Raw genomic sequence first — 18355 nt, forward strand, 5'->3', positions numbered from 1 at the left:
ATTCTTACCGTTTATCTGACTGAAAAATTGAAAGTACCGGTACCCACGTATCCGTTTCCTGCTACCCCTTCTGCTACCCCCACAAAACTGCTTTTTATATCAGAACAATAGAACCGGATCGTCGCTTCACCATGTTCATTTGTTACAACCAACGGATCCCAGTATAGTACATTCCTGGTATCATTTATCCTAGTATCCTCCTTTTCATAATCCGGATGGTAAAATGGAGCATGCTGCCAGAAGCCCTTTGTGATAATCATCTTGAATTTTTTTAGCAGTTCCTCTTCTGTGTATTTCGGATAATGATAAGCTTGCTTTGTATAGTCATCAGGACCAAATGAAAAAGGATGACCCGATACAAGTGTCTTTTTATTATCTTTTAGTTCGGAGTAAACGACACCTTCCACTGGTTTTTTGCCACTCCCGCAAGCAGGACAATTCAACCAGCCGCATGCACCTACAAAGTCGGTATTGGCCTCGAACTTTGCGATGCTGTCCAGGAATCCAAGGTAAGTATCACTAAAATCCCGCCCTTTGGAGCTTACGATCACCTCTTTCAGCATATTACCATATTGGAGCATGTTGGGGCGACTACCGCCGTCTCCGGGTAGTAGATGCCGCTCATTGAGAAAGTATACCGGCTTCCGTTTTGATTCAATGGCCATAATAGTATCAAATGGCCTGGGTACCAGCAGTACATACTCTTTGTCCGAGAAATACCTGATAAAGAAGCGCTGACCAACAGATAGCTCTTCCTGTCTCAGGAAGAACTGTCCTTTTTCATTGGTCATACCTACCTGGTTCACACTTTTATTGTAGTTGAAGAAAAGCAGGGATAGGTTAGGGTGCTTTTTATCAGTTCCATGAGTGGCTACAGCTGTACACAACAGGCTATCGGGCAATACTGGCATATCTTCTTTCAGGTTGCGTTCACTCAGGTTGTATTGTATCGCCTGCTTTGTTAGTAACAACGTATCCAATGATAGGGGGGGACTGCTGTCAAAATAATGATCGGGATTAATAAGGGTGTCCCTTAAAAGCGAGGTCAGATAATAGAAGTTTGTCAGATCCCTGTTCCTCCTGGCGTCGCCGAACAAACGGTCATATACACGTACGCTTACAGCTGCCGGTATGGGTTTCCCATTTTCATCTGTAGTGGTCATTTTCAAAGTCACCATACCTTTAGGCCCATATGTATCCTGCAGTCCACTAAAGTGAACATGCATTTTTCGCCCGGCATGTACATATACCAGCCTGCTGGCAAGTACCTGAAATTGCTCATCAAAAAGGCTGACTTCAGCGATGCCGGCAGGGAGGCTGCTTACCGGTATCTTGATGACCAGCTTGTCACGCAGCACACCGGCGCCTATCATCTGCAGGGCCCCATTCATCTGTAGTCTTAATAGTACGTTGCCCTGCCAGCCACTGGCAGCTATACTGAAAGCAATGCTGTCTTTCCCGTTATGTAACAGGTGTAGCGCAATACCATTTTTTTGAATAGCAGGCAATTGCTGCTCCTGTCCACCATATTGAATACTGTAAGTAGCTTGTGCATCCGGCGTGAATTGAAATACACCAATATGGTCCTGTTTCGTTTCAATATCTTGTATGGCAACCCCGTTTTTAAGCAATTTACCCTTTCCAGATGAGCTTTCAGTTCTGAAAGCCACCGTATTGGTCACACCACTCACCAGCTGTCCACCTTCCGGAAAAATGTCAATACGTGCAGTTTTATCAAGGGCTTCTTTCCAGTTATTGCTGATTTCCCTGGGGTCTTTCACTACCTGTATAGTAGCTGTGGCAAAAAAATAAGGTTGATCCCGGGTGAAGGAATGTCCTGTATACGCCTTTAATAAATATCTGCCTTTCCTGAGATCCACTGGCAGGTAAGCATGACCTGCACATACACCGTGTACAACAGGATACATCTCCTTCCATATCACGGTATCACCATTCAGGCTCATGATTTCCAGGTAAAGGATCTTATCTGTCTCAGACAGCCCAAAAGACTGCCTGTCCATCACAAATGCATTGAACCACAGATTCTCACCAGCTATATAGATATCCTTATCGCTGTTCAGGTAGATACTTTCGTTAAAAAGGGACATGTTCATTCTCCGGGCCAGGCTATCCATCAATACCCGGCCCGGTTGGGAATACACCTTAGATCCGCTGCAGATCAGGTTAACGATAAAAAAGAAGTTGAAAAGGACCTTCATTCGTGAAATTTCTTACTCAATTTTTGTTTTTAGCAACTGGAATGCCTGACCGTTTGCCGGTGATTGAAACTGGTGTTGTACAGGTTTGCCGTTATCCAGTTGTACAATACATGGGTAAATAGTATTGTTAGTCGGGATATCAAAGTATCCTTGTTTGTCAATATAAACATTTTGGCGATCATGTAGCGTTTTTCCTATCTTTTGCTCCAGGATTTTCATGGATTGCACCTTCGTCAGCACAAACATTATATTGGGCTTCTCTACGTAGGTCTTCATAAAAGCTTCGGCTTCCTGTATACAACCTCTGCAGCCAAGTCCAGGTAGAACAACCAGCCAGTTATATTGAGAAGGCAATTTGATTTCCTTTATCCCGGTTGCGATGATCTCATCTTCCCGGTTTGCATCAGATTTCTTGCATGAGTAACAACATAAGATAACCATAGATGCCATTATGTAACATGCGATATGTCTTATTTTCATGATAATAGTTTTAAATATTCTTTAGCGCGAAAATTTTGAACCGCAGGAATTCTTCTTTTACGTCATTAGGATCTACATATTCAATGTTCAATCCTTCCTTTGTTACAAAAGAATTGTCCGGATAGAATTCATTCATATCGCCGATCTCAGTTTCACCCAGGTAATTGAAGTTTTCATCCATGACGATCACATTTACTTTTTTATTTTCCCATTTGAACCGGGCTCCATCGGGAATACCTTTTCTTAAAAAGCGGTAATACACTTTCCTGTACTTATCATACAATATGCCCGCGTAGAGGTCAGATTTGCAGGATTGCCGGTAGATATATTCCTTGGGAGCTACTGTTTTGGATTTGAACTGCGCGGGGTCCATAGAGCTGATATTTTCAGCTCCGTTACCGCCACCATATACAACCTGCTCCTTGTTGGATTCCATGTCATAAATGAATAGATCATGTGACACGGGGAAACTACAGATCATCTTTTTATTATCAGGTGTCATATGATAGTATACGTTTGTATATATTGGCTCATCCCACACATATCCATGACCATATATATCATACGGGTATTTGTTCAAAAAGCTTACCTGATTGCTGTTCATATCAATAGCTGTGGCGAACTTAAAGTTTTTCACGATTGTGTCGGGAATTGTCCAGATGTATTGTCCGGGGAATATGAGCTTGCCTTCATGTTCAATCATTTTATTCACAGAGTGAGGCATATACTGGGGATACTTAAATGTCCAGGCGAGATCTTTCAAATTGGTGCTATTGACCAGTGAAATTTTTGATACGATCTCAGACTTGTTATTCAGCAGGTCCATTTCGAGGAATTGGTCATTGTATACATAAATGGAATCCATGTTTTTGATGTGAAATGCAAGCGGGATCTGTACATTTCCAATAGGGATTTTATGGACGGGGCTATTGGAAGAGTCGTAATTGTAAATAAAAATATTCTTTGAAAATCCGCTGAGCATAGCAAGCTGGCTGTCTCCGCTACTGTCGCTGAATATTTCAATATATGGAGGGCGTGGGGCAGAAAGGCTATCTAACGGGAATTGTTTTTCTTCCGTTATTTCCAGGCGTTTGGTAGCTTTCAGGTTGCCTTTTTTTTCATTTTTAATGGTAATCTCAGGACCTGATTGACAGGACATGAAAATACTGGACACGACGATATAAATGATAGGTATTTTCCTACGCATAGCATCTTTACTTGAAGGTGACCGGGATGGCTATCTGCCAGCAATTACCGGACAGATAGCCTTTTTATCTAAATAAAATTAGCAGCTGCCTTTTGTGGTATCACAATCAACCGGACCACCTGGGTTACCAAAGCAATTGCCTGTGAAAGAACAACGTCCGTTGTTAATAGGAGTGCTGCAGCATTCAGCATTTGCTGCATTGATCTTAAACATGTTTGACAAGGAGATGTCAGATGCGGAGCTGGACGTTTTAGTAGTAAAGAATACTGCAATAGCCAGTGCTGCTACGCCGAGAGCACCATAGATCTTTTTTTTCATGTGGGTAACATTTTTAAATGAATAGTAGGGTTATTTCTCTTTGTTGCGATATTTTTCGGGAGGAATATTATCGCAAATAATACCTCGTGTGCTTCAATACAGATGCACATAATCATTGAAATAATGACCTCCTTTCTCTTGCTATTGTACCATAGGCAATAGTTTTATGGTTAAGGAAATATTAACTTCTTTATTACTTGAATTGATCATTAATGGGAGAGGCTAACACAGGGTCTCCTTTTTTGTGGAACGCTACTTACCTTTAGCACAGATCAGCATGGAATTACGGGTTCAACATGAATCTTTTAAAGAGGATGAAAAATTACATCACTTAAGAATCCTAATAAATATAGATAATAATTGTTAGTTAAACAAGTAATAAAGTTATTTCTGACAATTATTGCTGTTCTGGAGCAGTAGTAATAATGAATGAGATGATCTGGTTTATAGCATGTTTTGAAAAGGAATCATCTTATTGTATGTTTTATTACTTCGACACTTGTCTGTCTATGCACAAACTTTTTCCTGCACCTTAGCTCTGCTGTATTGTCGTATGTGATAAGGGCCGGGTGGCAGGGATTGCAATCACTTCTTTCCGGTATCAATAAATTGTTGTCGGCGGATTGTACTTCCATGGGCAAAAAGGTAGTCATTAAAAGTGATCAGCAGATTGCAGATCTTAGCATCAAGCTATTCAAGAGAAAATGGTATGGTGGGATAGTAGGTAGTAAATACGTTATCATACTAGCTCCATTGCGTGTTAAATTGATACTTTATCGGATGATGAGAGTGGAAAGGACCTGCCGCAAAAAAAACTATAGAAAAGTGCAAAATCGGAAATGTTTTATTGATCGGTGGTGCATATTTGTGTGCCTTGCTCACCGCACTTTTGAGATTATCAGATACGATGGTCTGAAGAACTCCCCCGGGAGCTATAAACAGGTAGGTAAACAATTGATAAGGTCTGCTCTTTTCTTTAAGGCTAATAGTTTTATGATGGTAATCGGCTGCAAGGCAGTATTGCAATAAATACTTCTACAGCTATTAGTTCTCCTGTAGTTTTGTCAATATAGAGTTTATCATCACAAAAGTCGACATACAGTTTTTCGCCGACTTTATGTCATTATATTCCTTCCGGCGTACTCCTTTTATTCCTCTGTCGTATGGACCATCAAGACTGTGTATAACTATACATCCGAGTGCTTTAAGACGTATTCCCGGTGTAATGCTCCACACAATAACCAGGATTCAAAAATTCCTTTTCAATGTGACTGAAGTAACAGCCAGTGTCTCATAGCGTTCTTTTTCTGTCTGCCTATCTTCAGTAAAAAGATCTGCAAGTTCTGCGTCTTCTACCTGTTTTAGACTTACTGGGGTAAATCAAATGCTTTAAACGGAGGCATCATAACTGTCTACAGTCTTACAGTTGATCTTAATGTAATCAGCGATCGATTGCTCCTGCTCTTCTGTTTCAATGAAATTAATGTACGTACTTCCATGACATTGATTCTTTGACCCGCTATATACCTATTGGTCTTTTAGGTACAAGACTGTTGCAAATTATGGAAAACGGCCCAAGAACTTCCTTTTTAGTACGGTTATTGATAAATCTGGCGCGACAATCTCTGCTTTGGATGATTGTGAACTTTATTTGAGGCCAATAACCTTCGTTTTAAAAAGTGGAATCTTAATTGGTGGTCTAGACAAGTTATTTCTGCTCATTTGGGTCCAATATCGCCGTTTTTGACTCGACCGGTATGCGCCATTACGGTTAGCCCAATGCCCTCCGTTTTAGACAATCAAAACACGGTAGTTTTCATTCTACAATAGTGCGATTAATACGATTTGTTCCTGGCGAATTGGGGTGCCTCTAAACATGTTTCCATTCTATAATAGTGCGATTAATACAGTAAAAGAGCGTTTTGTGCAGATGGGAATAATCTGTGTTTCCATTCTACAATAGTGCGATTAATACACATAAATGAATCGGTGAAGAAAAAAGGTTCTTATTGTTTCCATTCTACAATAGTGCGATTAATACTAACGACGGAAGTTATTTCGTTGCTTTTAGTCAATAGTTTCCATTCTACAATAGTGCGATTAATACTCCCAAGATACCTACAGATAATTCCCTCTTCAGCAAGTTTCCATTCTACAATAGTGCGATTAATACTATTAAGGAATTGTTTGATACCATCGAATCAGATACGTTTCCATTCTACAATAGTGCGATTAATACAGCGTCTCTATAGCCTTCGTATATTCTTTCAGATAAGTTTCCATTCTACAATAGTGCGATTAATACCTGATCAACCCAATACTTTAGCTGCACTTTAGTTTCGTTTCCATTCTACAATAGTGCGATTAATACATTTCATGCCAGCGCGGACGCTGAAGATTTTGATATGTTTCCATTCTACAATAGTGCGATTAATACTTTCAATGTCTCTCCAATGGAGATTCGATGCGTGAAGTTTCCATTCTACAATAGTGCGATTAATACTCTGAAAGACTATTAAAATATGTGTTTACAATTAAAGTTTCCATTCTACAATAGTGCGATTAATACTTTAAATGCCCAAACCTATCAACCAGTAAATACTTAGTTTCCATTCTACAATAGTGCGATTAATACATTTGCTAAGTTGCTTTCCGAATTAGTATTTATCACGTTTCCATTCTACAATAGTGCGATTAATACTTCCACAAACAAATGATCTTTAGTCTGTTCATCTTTGTTTCCATTCTACAATAGTGCGATTAATACTAGCGCGATCAATGGCATCGAATACAGCACATAGATGTTTCCATTCTACAATAGTGCGATTAATACCTGAAGATTTAGACCACACATCCCCTGTCAGTCGTGTTTCCATTCTACAATAGTGCGATTAATACCATTTCACCTGCGGGCAATCTTCCTGGGGAAGTTTGTTTCCATTCTACAATAGTGCGATTAATACAAGAAGTGGAGCAGCTCTCTGCTTCACTCCCTTCAGTTTCCATTCTACAATAGTGCGATTAATACTCAGCAAGCAGCACATTTAATAATTTCCTATCTCCGTTTCCATTCTACAATAGTGCGATTAATACACTTAATACGGCTATCTGGCACTATCTCGTTAGTAGTTTCCATTCTACAATAGTGCGATTAATACTAAGACAGCCTTTAATCGATAAAATGACAAAAATACTGTTTCCATTCTACAATAGTGCGATTAATACGGTAATCCAGCGAGTCAAATGCATGCAGTAATGATAGTTTCCATTCTACAATAGTGCGATTAATACAAATGTTACGTCTCCATCAACCCCCAACCCAGCCCCGTTTCCATTCTACAATAGTGCGATTAATACTGTCATCAGTTGGGGATGGCATGATTACACTAGATTCGTTTCCATTCTACAATAGTGCGATTAATACACAATGATTATGATTATTGATTCGAAAGAGGTAATGGTTTCCATTCTACAATAGTGCGATTAATACCTTTTAGCTTTCTTCGCCTTCCTGGTATTGATCGCGTTTCCATTCTACAATAGTGCGATTAATACAAGGGTAAGTGTCGAGTTGGCCGAATCCCCTGTATGTTTCCATTCTACAATAGTGCGATTAATACCAGTAGCGCCTTGGCTGATACCGATAAGCAAGATAGAGTTTCCATTCTACAATAGTGCGATTAATACCATTTGAAGTATCGACATTTACAGCAGTAGTTAAAAAGTTTCCATTCTACAATAGTGCGATTAATACAGGGGTCTCAATACTTCTCCTATTCGTCAGACAAGTTTCCATTCTACAATAGTGCGATTAATACTCTATGTATTTGATCAGCTCATAAAGAAGATAACGGTTTCCATTCTACAATAGTGCGATTAATACCGGTGATGCAGAGGGAAATATAGTTCAACTTGCAAGTTTCCATTCTACAATAGTGCGATTAATACCCGTAAGGTGAGGAGCCTATCTCAGAATGCCTACTACGTTTCCATTCTACAATAGTGCGATTAATACCATCCGGATTGAGGCAGCTTAATAACCCCTTTAAAAGTTTCCATTCTACAATAGTGCGATTAATACTCAAACTCGCTTCCGGGGATATATCTGAAATATATTGTTTCCATTCTACAATAGTGCGATTAATACTCGGCGGCAAAACCAGTTCGCAAATAGCAATGAGAGTTTCCATTCTACAATAGTGCGATTAATACTTTATTGACCAGGAAGAATTCAACAGGCTTTATACTGGTTTCCATTCTACAATAGTGCGATTAATACTTTAAAGCGTTTGCGCTCGAAATGCTTAAAAGCTCGTTTCCATTCTACAATAGTGCGATTAATACTATCCAACGACCGGCAACACCGGATCCGCCTTTACCGTTTCCATTCTACAATAGTGCGATTAATACCAGCTTATTAACGTCAACAACGAATCCTGCTACAAGTTTCCATTCTACAATAGTGCGATTAATACCTTCAGCATCACTACCATCAATCTCAGTTATGACAGTTTCCATTCTACAATAGTGCGATTAATACCGCGTTACGTCATCGGGCAGCGTTAGCGCATCTCCCGTTTCCATTCTACAATAGTGCGATTAATACACCAATACCGTTTATTGCCGCTCCGGAGTCAATATAGTTTCCATTCTACAATAGTGCGATTAATACGCTGAATGATCGATTCGAAGAACGCGAGTGAGTCTAGTTTCCATTCTACAATAGTGCGATTAATACCTTTCAATAGCGCAACGTGGCTTATTCGTTTAGTAGTTTCCATTCTACAATAGTGCGATTAATACTGAATTTATGCAGTCAGGTTATAATGATGCAATCAAGTTTCCATTCTACAATAGTGCGATTAATACCGGTAGTGCCATTGCTAGCTATTCTTATCCAACGACGTTTCCATTCTACAATAGTGCGATTAATACCTATGTGGCATACAGCGAACGAACAAGACTATTTACTGTTTCCATTCTACAATAGTGCGATTAATACTCCTGATGCGTTGTCAGATCCGTCAAGGTTTGAAAATGTTTCCATTCTACAATAGTGCGATTAATACAATAACCTACAATCACAATCGGCCGGTCCTAAGATGTTTCCATTCTACAATAGTGCGATTAATACTGCCAATTCCGCCTTTAGTTCATCATGGGTAAACTGGTTTCCATTCTACAATAGTGCGATTAATACCGGGATCTTTTGCTTGAAATATGCAGGTCATTCAACAGTTTCCATTCTACAATAGTGCGATTAATACGGCTGAAACGTCGTAAGCCATCTGATAAATTTTTAAGTTTCCATTCTACAATAGTGCGATTAATACTAAATAACCCCTATGATGTTACTTTAAACGCTACGAAGTTTCCATTCTACAATAGTGCGATTAATACCTTTCAATCAGATCCGGATCGAATTCCTTAAAGTAGTTTCCATTCTACAATAGTGCGATTAATACACGTATTCCCCTTTCATCCATACCGTTTCGCCCTCTGTTTCCATTCTACAATAGTGCGATTAATACTTTAACGCTGCCAGTGAATTACCAGGAGAAAATAATCAGTTTCCATTCTACAATAGTGCGATTAATACTGAATAAATGCAGATCAATTTCACAGTATACGCTACGTTTCCATTCTACAATAGTGCGATTAATACGTATTGGGGTAGATACCTCTGGTCCTTCCAATATTGTTTCCATTCTACAATAGTGCGATTAATACTGATATCTGTCAGGTCGATATCATCATTCCTTAGTAGTTTCCATTCTACAATAGTGCGATTAATACCTGAACGGCGTGTTTCTCCCTATTGATGATGACTTCGTTTCCATTCTACAATAGTGCGATTAATACCCGTCATAAATTCCCCGGAAAAAAGCCTGTTCACAAGGCTTTGTAATCCTAAACCCCTTAAAAAATACCCCTAATTATCGTCTATGCCTAATTGTACGATTTCCCCCTTAGATCGACGACATCATAAAAACCGCCATAGCAAATCGTTTCAATTTCATATTGGATTAACCTGAAATAATTTAATCACCTTAAACACCTGATCGACAACTATATAAAGTTATTTAAATCATTCCGTTCCCTACCAATCACTTGCTTATCAAGCCATTTCTCCTGGCGGGTTTTAAAAATAATAATACTATCATACCCCGTATCAATTATTTCTAACGCATAATTTACCAATTCTTTTAATTTTACGTCAGACAATTCACCTTCAAATACACTATTCTGTATCCAATTTAAATACCTCCTGCATAATTTTAACATTTTTCCTACCCGCTCTTCTTTGATATCGTAAAAAAGAATAATGTACATGGTTTTTAATTTACCACCAGGCCCTGAAAGGTTTATATTCTTCCATACCTAGAATATGTTTAACTAATTTATAACATTCTAATTTTACTAAATGTTTATAACTCACATTTCTACCTAAAATTCGATGCTTAATAGTCTCGTTTAATTTTTCATCCCATGCTTTTACCACTTTTTTTCTTCCGCTCTCCTTTAATAAGCAGCCATTCAATGAAAAATCAAAATCATTTTTCTGAATAATTCTCTTATTGAATAATGCAAATATCAATCGATCCGAAAGGATAGGTTTGAAAACTTCAGCGAGGTCTAATGCAAGCGAGAATCTTCGATATCCCGGCTCATGTAAATAACTTATGGTCGGATTTAATTGAGTATGATAAATCATATCAAGGCAAAGTGTGTAGCACAGGGAATTTACAAAGGAAATTAAGGTGTTAACTTCGTTGTCGGGAGGTTGTTTAGCGCGCTTACCCATTTTGAAATCATTGATTATTGAATCGAAACATTCATAATACGTCATCCTTATATTGCCTTCTATACCCATTAAAGTCTCAATATTTTCTGAAAAAGCAATTTGTAAAGCTAAATTTTCAATTTTTTCAATCTGGATGGATGTATCTTTTTCTCTATTATTATAATAGCGTAAGTTCTTTAATATGTTAAATACTGCACCTTCAATAAATTTCTTGGCTATTTTGATGCGTTTCTGAGGTTTGCTATAATATTCAGTTTGAGCAATCAAAACTTTTCCACTGAGTAAATAGTCTCTTGGCATAAAACTACCTGTATAATGTTCATAGAAGTCAAAAAAATGAACACTGATCTGTTCTTTGCCTAAAAGATTAAATAATGAACTATTAGCATCTAATGCACCAAATGCATACAAATTATCAACATTTTCAATGGGTATAAACCGAGACTCCCCTTCTTCACCTCGCTCATCAATAGCAGTGAACTTCAGTGTGTTGTCCTTTCGGCTCATTCGTCCCGGATTGAAAAGATAATAAGACTTTTTCATATTTCATCTGCATAACAAAGGTCATGATAACTACAATTACGGCAAATTTTGCTATTAATCAGGGGCGGGCAAACCTCATTAATTCTAATCTTATTTATCATATTTACCACCTCCTCCAAATAACGTTTATCTCCTTCAGTCAAACTAATATCACTATTTATGCGTAGTTTGGGATATTCAATAATTCCTTTAACGCCAGCAATATTATTCAGTTCAAAAAGCCATATATAGTATTTCACCTGCCACTCATGAGCTATTTCAATCTTATCACTTCTCTTTGTTTCGTGAATAACTTTCCCTACTGCATCAAAGAAATCAATTTTACCATTCAACACAATATTTTCATCTATTGAAGCAGAAATCTCAATTTCTTTTCGCTTTTCAGCCCGCTGAGGATAACTGACAGCATGCAGTAATTTGCCATCTGAAACAAGATCTGAAGTGTGTTCCATGTTTATACCATTACAAAAAAGCCAGAGCTTACGGTGACACACATGGAAGTAATTAATATGAGTAGCGTTAATTTGTAACATTAGACCGATAATCAGATTGTAATATGATAGAAGGTAATATATGTCTCAGTTACCAGGATTTATGGTAACTGATTTTCGTAGTTAAATGTCTTTAATTTTTCAATTAATTTTTCTTCTGCTTTTATAAGCGCATCTGCACTTTCATTTTCTGTAGCAATGTAACCTGCACAAGGAAGCGTAATAAAGATAGCAGCACCGGCAGTTCCATCAATAATGGGTTTTGCCTTTGGTCTATCACCATCATCTATCAGTTTTGCCCGGATCGCTCCGGTAAGTGTGCTCGCATTGTCGCTGATAGCCACTGCCAGCGTTTCCATTAAACTAAAAGTTCGGGCTTGGTTGGATGTAATCCTCCAGTTAAGTAATGCACTTGCCAACGCAGGAATTATTTTTTCACGTTCTTCTTTTGGTAGCGTCAAACATTTACCAAATGTATTTTCACTTTCCAGCCATCCTTTTGATTTTAGTTCAACGATTTTTTCCTTACTCAATTCAGGCTCATGCTGGTTCGTTGATACAGAAAATAGGGTACGAAGGTCAATGGCAATATCATATACAAAAAGCCCCTGTGCTCTCCTGTTGTCAGGTATCCAGTTCCTGCGTGGTAAGGTACGGCCATTGGAAGTGAGATAATTGTCTATTTCTTCTTCTGATAGCAATTTTTCGCTGCCAGCCATTCTTACATTTACCGGGTTATTATCTGGTCGGTTACTCCTGTCAAATGTAATGTTTTCTTTTACGGTGCCTGACAATAAAGGATGTAATGGCCGCATTGCGGATATTGACAATGGACTTCTCCTTTTTACGGTCAATCCATCACCAGCACGCATCCATCCACCAATTAACTGGTCTACATAAGAAGGATCACATGGAGACCAGGGCTCCTTATTTTCCAGTTGTTTATCTTTAGTGATATTATAATTAAATGTCACGGGCGCCATCGGGACGTGTAAAAGGGATGTCAGTTCCTCAAGAATGGAGCGTTTTACCTGTTGGCCGCTGGAATATGCACAATATTGACCGAACTGAGCATCATAATAGGTTTTCTGCCCATCCTGTACACCAAATACTGTATGCTCTGCATGCTTTAATGCTCTTAAAAAAATGTAAGGTTTCATTGATCTGAGTTTAATTTTTACTTATGGTTGCAAAATGAAAACGTATAAGTGTTAAGAAATAGGGAACATTGTCCTTCGGCATTACATGGATTAGTTTTGCCATTTCTGCATATGCATCTTTATCACTAGCTTCTTCGACAATGGTAATAAGGCTCTCCAAAAATTGTTTTTGATTCACCGCAGTTAATACCGTTTTAACCTGGTTCGTTTTATCTTTTTTACCCTTATCACTGCTTAATGCATATGTGTTCAGGAGGAGGGCAAAGTTTCTTGCCTGTTCCCATAACTGCTCATTGTTTAACATAGCTAATAACCAAATTTGATGTGTTTGGAAGTGTAGTTTTTTATTTTCATCTTTTTCATTATAAACAGGACTTTTACCCTGCTCAATAAATTCACGTAGTCCTTTTGGCTCCATGGCACTTACACCAATGACCCCCATTTGACATGCTTTTGTAAAACCAAACGCAGTACCAAATAATTGGTCAACTTCTGCTTTACTGGTTGTCCCGAAATATTTTTCATATAGCTCAACAGGTCTTTTTATCTGTGGAATTTTAAATGGTATAAAACCAATGGTTGTGTTGGTTTGACCAAGATTATAAACATACCCCGTTAATTGTAGATCACCCCATTTACGGGAAATACCGATCATTACAGCTATCCAGGATTGTGTGCTGATTTCCAATCCACCATCTTTCATCGCACTTATGCCATTAAACTGTGTTGTAGGATCTGATGGGTCATAACGTCGATGATCATAACGGTGGGCAATCCATTGCCCATTCCAGGTATTAATTTGATTACCTCTTAGTAAGGGTATTGTATGCAGAAATTTTCTGTATATGTTCCAGCCCTCATAAAGATCCATCAGTAACTCTCCTTTGTTGAAAAATATAGATAGTCCACCTTGTATACCTATTCCAAGCCCACTGCCTATCCAGGAAAGATATACATCCTCTTTTATCCAGGGTTGAGAAATATCCGTAAGTTGGCCAGATGTCGTTGCAGTTATCTCCATAGATGGAAATCCAATTGCAAAACTAGCGTCCGGATCATTACGGTCGATTTTCTCAATAAAAGCGGCTAATCGTTGCTGTCTTTCTGTGGGAGTAGGAGGGGTACCCTTTTTCAATCCCTGTACAAACGGAGAATTTGTTACGTATTGCATGTATTTTTCCGCATCAAAGAAAAGAGGAAAATATTTCTCAAGAAAGAATTTTTTAGCAGAGTAATTAGTTTGATACCTTTCATTATAGGCCTTTAAAAATGTTCTGCCAATGTTGACTGCTATCATATGAATAATTAATTATAGGAACCGTAATGTAACGTCGTAATATTCGGGTTTCGCAAATAATGACAGATACCCCAATTCGTTGTCATATGCCTTGTCTGGTATAATGTATGGTTTGTTAGAAATAGTAGCTATTGTTAATTGATTAAAAGCGATTGATCTGTATGATAAGGGAATTTCTAATGCTGATTGTTCTTCATGTTTTCCTCTCTCATAGGCGGCCATGTCACTTTCGAGAACACCTGCAACTGAATCAATATCCAATATCTCAAGAAGTGCGGATCGGGCGTGATGACATAGTTCCTTAATTCGCCATTTCCCATTATTAAAAACCGTATTCAGATCAATGTTTGTAAATGCAATTTCAGGATAAACAAAATCGACCAGGCGCTGAACATCCCTTTCATGTAGTACGAATCCATCCGGCAATACCTCATAGCTTTTTTTAAGAATGTCCATATTGTAGGGCAGAGCATCCCGTTCATTTTCTGGTGGTGCGAGTACATATACAGGTTTAAAAGTGCCTATGGTCGAGGTTGTCCGTTTCCTGTTTATCCTTCCAAACCTTTGTATTAAGCTGTCAATGGGTGCCGTTTCTGTTATCATTATATCAAAACTTATATCAAGGCTAACTTCCACCACCTGGGTTGCTACAACAATACATGGATGCGGACTGTTATTATATTGTTCTTTTAGTTTGAGTTCCAGATTGCTTCTTTCTCCCCTTTTAAATCTGCTGTGGATAAGCATTTTTTCTATATCCGGATATTTCGCTGAAATTTTTTTGAATATTTCCTGTGCGTTGACAACCCTGTTAGCAACAATCAGTAATTTTTTGTTATCATGTATCGCATGGTCGATAATCTCTTCCAGATTTTCCATTTTAGAAACTTTAAAAACGATATGTCTATCAAAAGTATCAAGGACGTCATCTGGCAACGCTACTTGATAAACGTCTTTTTCCCCTCCCATTATTTCAAGCAATCGGTTGTATAATACCGTAGGCATTGTCGCCGTTCCAATATGTACCCTGCATCCTAATGAACAGATGATATCGACAATTTTTAAGACAATCGCCTGTGTAATTTCACTATAGGTATGTATTTCATCAAGGATAACATCGCAACCTGTCAGGTCTGCTATCAATGCTTCGTATCCTTTCGTACCGAAAACAAGCGCAGCCAGCTGATGTGGTGTCAGGATTTTTACTGATGCACCAATATGCTTTTGCAGTATTTTTTCTTCAATTTCTTTCCCTTCTATTTTCAATGATGATGATGCATGAAGTAAATGAATCTGACTGGCTGTATTAGCCAGGTCAAGCTTTATTCGCTCATACATGGCATTTATTGATGCCTGAAATGGTAACGTGTAAAATACTCTACCTGCGCACCTCTTTAACAAAAAGTCAGTTTTCCCTGCTCCGGTTGGTGCCTTGACGAGCGTAAACCGAGATTCGTTGTCTCCGGGAATCATAGAGAGGGGATAAAGGGCTGTTTGTCGTTTGTAAAAATCGAGATCAGGCTTAATGAACAATTTGTCCAATATTTTATCAACGCTTCCTTCCATTGCTGATGCCAAATGGTCTGCTGCAATTAAAAGTCCTTTCCATTTTGAATATCCATATCTTTTTGACTCGCAATATTCAACAACAAATTCAAAATTTTGCCTGGCTTCTTGCTCTGAGATACTTTTAACCGGGAATCCAAAATGGGATAAAATCTCCATTGCAATGGGCGACCATAATGAAAAACCAATTGCATGTTTTTCAAAACAGTCCGTCATATTATCCGTCATATCTAGCAATCCAAGGCTACGGTTATCATTTAAAATGGATTTATGATGCGCTACTATCATATCTATTATTGCAGGTTTGTCTTTCCCCTCGATCAATGATATGAAAAACAAAGATGCTATTTCATGCCGGAAAATATAACCCGGTGGACGATGGAAATTTTTATCCAGTGTCTTTTGGAATTGATCACTTGTCTTTCCTATGTCGTGAAGTATAGCTCCCTTAAACGCGATTTCTTCATCCAGCTGCATGCTTTTAGCTACCATTCTTGCAATTGAAGCTACATCCGAAAGATGCTGGACCAATGTCAGCTTTCCATACTTCTCACTTTTTGCTAATAGATGGTCAAATGTAAACATCAGCAGTTTTTTACCGGGCGTCCAATTACAATTAATCTTCCATGCATGGTCATATTATTGTCGAAGCGGTTAAATCCTGTTAAGAACGAATCATCTGTTTCACCAAAAATTAGTTCGAAGCCGCATATATCGTTAAATTCTTCTTCCTCAAAAAGTAATATCTCTGGCTCAGGTAATAGAATGTCCTCATTCCTGCAAAGACAGATATGCTGTTCAGCCGCTGTTTCTGCATCCTGCCTGTCAGAAAATGCAAGCATTAGCATGGGAGATAACATTACCCCGCGATCCAAAATCGAACGATTCCTGACCATTAAAGACTGTTGCTTTTTATATTCCCACCCTCTTGTCTGAGTTACTTCCTGCTGTAAATTGATGGAATCGTAGCTTAGCCTGTACCGGGCGATTTTTTTTATACCAATCTCTTTTAATTGTTCCGGGAAAAGCTTCTTTTCAATACCTTCAAGTGTAGAAGCCGTCAAAAACTGTTGGCTGAAAGTTTTACTGTCTCTTACTGCAGTCCATGGTTTGATAAAGCCAAAAGGACCTGTGTATTTAACTACATAGAAAGTCATAAAGATTATTTTAATGCTCCAAAACCAATTCCTGTGCTATTCCCCACACCAACTTCCCATGCAAAAGCGAGTTGCTCTGACGTACCTTCTATTATAACAGGACATATATTAACCCGGTTACCAATACTCTTATAGTAAATAACTTTTGTATGTGCAGCAGGATAGTCTGTCTGGAATTTCACCTTCACACCTGCAGATGGTAATTCAGCCAGATTTAATTTATGTTGCAATGTTTCGGTTAACATCTTTTCACAGTCCGGGTGATCAAATGTGTAGTGATAATCTTTGTTATTTATGGTTCTTTTTACAAGTACTGGGCTATTAACGAAGAATGTTTGAGATGAAGGGAAATTGGGTGTTTCCTTTATGGTAACATCTGTTACAATCAATCCAAATGCTATCTCAGGATGCTGCTGTATGCCGTTAATAAGTTGTTTTAAAAATGTTGAATGGTATGCAGAAATTTCCCATGTAGCGCCTTGAGGAAAACATAATCCATCTTTTTTAGCTGATCCTCCTTTTAACCATGAAAAGGAATACATGCCCATAGAACCATGATGGTCGTTTTTTCCTAGCCATTTATGAATTGCTCCTGTAAGATAAACCTGGTAGTTGAAAGGAACGTGGGGGCCTCCTGATAATAGCTTTAAATGTAACCTCATAAACTTAATTGTAATTCAAAGGTGGATTTTATTTCTATATATTAAAATAGGAAAAATCCCCTTTTTCGCGGCCCTTACTTTCGAGGAACATACTTCAACTTTTAACCGGTTGTTTATAAGGGATAACTATGCAACGTATCGAATTTTATCAACCAGTATTTGGGATAGTAATGGAGATAAAAAAGTGCGGTCAATCGAGTAGATAGTGAAAGGCGGTAAGAGGGGTTAGAGATGTAGGATTCTTTCTGTTCAGTTTATCTAAAATCTATGCTTGACACAAAAATCCTATAGGAATTCAACTTGATCCTTCATGTGCTCATTTCGGATCAAGTTGAATTCTTGGGGGGAATGCTAAAAATTTGTTGCTTTGCAACTCATTAAAGAAGCAACAAACTTGGATCAGAGCTATAGACAGTTGATGGAATTTCTACTCCCAAAGGGACTTTTAGA

Annotated in this window: 12 protein-coding genes and 1 CRISPR repeat array; all 12 genes read right to left on the reverse strand. The window is 38.3% G+C overall.

The window, feature by feature from the left end; genetic code table 11:
• Nucleotides 1-11 precede the first annotated feature (11 nt).
• Entirely contained in the window at nucleotides 12-2219 is a 2208-nt protein-coding gene (locus ABDW33_RS12530) for a hypothetical protein (protein ID WP_343690410.1), read from the reverse strand.
• 12 nt (nucleotides 2220-2231) lie between these two features.
• Nucleotides 2232-2699, reverse strand: a complete 468-nt coding sequence (locus ABDW33_RS12535; protein WP_343690411.1) for a hypothetical protein — start codon at nucleotides 2697-2699, stop codon at nucleotides 2232-2234.
• Nucleotides 2700-2709: 10 nt separating this feature from the next.
• Entirely contained in the window at nucleotides 2710-3906 is a 1197-nt protein-coding gene (locus ABDW33_RS12540) for a DUF4221 family protein (protein ID WP_343690412.1), read from the reverse strand.
• Nucleotides 3907-3984: 78 nt separating this feature from the next.
• Nucleotides 3985-4224 carry a hypothetical protein gene (locus tag ABDW33_RS12545; RefSeq protein ID WP_343690413.1) on the reverse strand — a complete coding sequence of 80 codons (240 nt, stop codon included), beginning with the start codon at nucleotides 4222-4224 and terminating at the stop codon, nucleotides 3985-3987.
• A gap of 1812 nt (nucleotides 4225-6036) precedes the next feature.
• Nucleotides 6037-10086: direct repeats of the CRISPR family, unit length 30 nt; unit sequence GTTTCCATTCTACAATAGTGCGATTAATAC.
• A 207-nt stretch (nucleotides 10087-10293) separates the two neighbouring features.
• A complete protein-coding gene (cas2, locus tag ABDW33_RS12550) occupies nucleotides 10294-10557 on the reverse strand; it encodes a CRISPR-associated endonuclease Cas2 (RefSeq protein ID WP_343690414.1) in 264 nt (87 codons plus the stop codon).
• 10 nt (nucleotides 10558-10567) lie between these two features.
• Nucleotides 10568-11572 carry a type I-B CRISPR-associated endonuclease Cas1b gene (cas1b, locus tag ABDW33_RS12555; RefSeq protein WP_343690415.1) on the reverse strand — a complete coding sequence of 335 codons (1005 nt, stop codon included), beginning with the start codon at nucleotides 11570-11572 and terminating at the stop codon, nucleotides 10568-10570.
• Nucleotides 11569-12105, reverse strand: coding sequence for a CRISPR-associated protein Cas4 (gene cas4 / locus ABDW33_RS12560; protein WP_343690416.1), 537 nt, complete (start codon nucleotides 12103-12105; stop codon nucleotides 11569-11571). Before cas4 ends, cas1b begins: the two co-directional genes overlap by 4 nt.
• A 59-nt stretch (nucleotides 12106-12164) precedes the next feature.
• Complete coding sequence (locus ABDW33_RS12565) at nucleotides 12165-13223, reverse strand: hypothetical protein (RefSeq protein ID WP_343690417.1); 1059 nt, start codon at nucleotides 13221-13223, stop codon at nucleotides 12165-12167.
• A 10-nt stretch (nucleotides 13224-13233) separates the two neighbouring features.
• Nucleotides 13234-14520: a hypothetical protein gene (locus tag ABDW33_RS12570; protein WP_343690418.1), complete on the reverse strand. Its 1287-nt coding sequence runs from the start codon at nucleotides 14518-14520 to the stop codon at nucleotides 13234-13236.
• 12 nt (nucleotides 14521-14532) lie between these two features.
• Nucleotides 14533-16671, reverse strand: a complete 2139-nt coding sequence (gene cas3, locus ABDW33_RS12575) for a CRISPR-associated helicase Cas3' (protein ID WP_343690419.1) — start codon at nucleotides 16669-16671, stop codon at nucleotides 14533-14535.
• Entirely contained in the window at nucleotides 16671-17243 is a 573-nt protein-coding gene (locus ABDW33_RS12580) for a hypothetical protein (RefSeq protein WP_343690420.1), read from the reverse strand. The genes cas3 and ABDW33_RS12580 overlap by 1 nt, the downstream gene beginning before the upstream one ends.
• A gap of 5 nt (nucleotides 17244-17248) precedes the next feature.
• A complete protein-coding gene (gene cas6 / locus ABDW33_RS12585) occupies nucleotides 17249-17905 on the reverse strand; it encodes a CRISPR-associated endoribonuclease Cas6 (RefSeq protein WP_343690421.1) in 657 nt (218 codons plus the stop codon).
• Between the last annotated feature and the right edge of the window lie 450 nt (nucleotides 17906-18355).

The sequence above is a fragment of the Chitinophaga sp. genome (assembly GCF_039596155.1).
Classification (GTDB): domain Bacteria; phylum Bacteroidota; class Bacteroidia; order Chitinophagales; family Chitinophagaceae; genus Chitinophaga.

Excerpts from the sequence above, each read along its gene's own strand:
- cas4 (WP_343690416.1), bottom strand. The coding sequence starts at position 12,105 with ATGTTACAAATTAACGCTACTCATATTAATTACTTCCATGTGTGTCAC.
- ABDW33_RS12530 (WP_343690410.1), bottom strand. The coding sequence starts at position 2,219 with ATGAAGGTCCTTTTCAACTTCTTTTTTATCGTTAACCTGATCTGCAGC.
- cas6 (WP_343690421.1), bottom strand. The coding sequence starts at position 17,905 with ATGAGGTTACATTTAAAGCTATTATCAGGAGGCCCCCACGTTCCTTTC.
- ABDW33_RS12580 (WP_343690420.1), bottom strand. The coding sequence starts at position 17,243 with ATGACTTTCTATGTAGTTAAATACACAGGTCCTTTTGGCTTTATCAAA.
- ABDW33_RS12535 (WP_343690411.1), bottom strand. The coding sequence starts at position 2,699 with ATGAAAATAAGACATATCGCATGTTACATAATGGCATCTATGGTTATC.
- ABDW33_RS12545 (WP_343690413.1), bottom strand. The coding sequence starts at position 4,224 with ATGAAAAAAAAGATCTATGGTGCTCTCGGCGTAGCAGCACTGGCTATT.
- cas3 (WP_343690419.1), bottom strand. The coding sequence starts at position 16,671 with ATGTTTACATTTGACCATCTATTAGCAAAAAGTGAGAAGTATGGAAAG.
- ABDW33_RS12540 (WP_343690412.1), bottom strand. The coding sequence starts at position 3,906 with ATGCGTAGGAAAATACCTATCATTTATATCGTCGTGTCCAGTATTTTC.
- ABDW33_RS12570 (WP_343690418.1), bottom strand. The coding sequence starts at position 14,520 with ATGATAGCAGTCAACATTGGCAGAACATTTTTAAAGGCCTATAATGAA.
- cas2 (WP_343690414.1), bottom strand. The coding sequence starts at position 10,557 with ATGTACATTATTCTTTTTTACGATATCAAAGAAGAGCGGGTAGGAAAA.
- cas1b (WP_343690415.1), bottom strand. The coding sequence starts at position 11,572 with ATGAAAAAGTCTTATTATCTTTTCAATCCGGGACGAATGAGCCGAAAG.
- ABDW33_RS12565 (WP_343690417.1), bottom strand. The coding sequence starts at position 13,223 with ATGAAACCTTACATTTTTTTAAGAGCATTAAAGCATGCAGAGCATACA.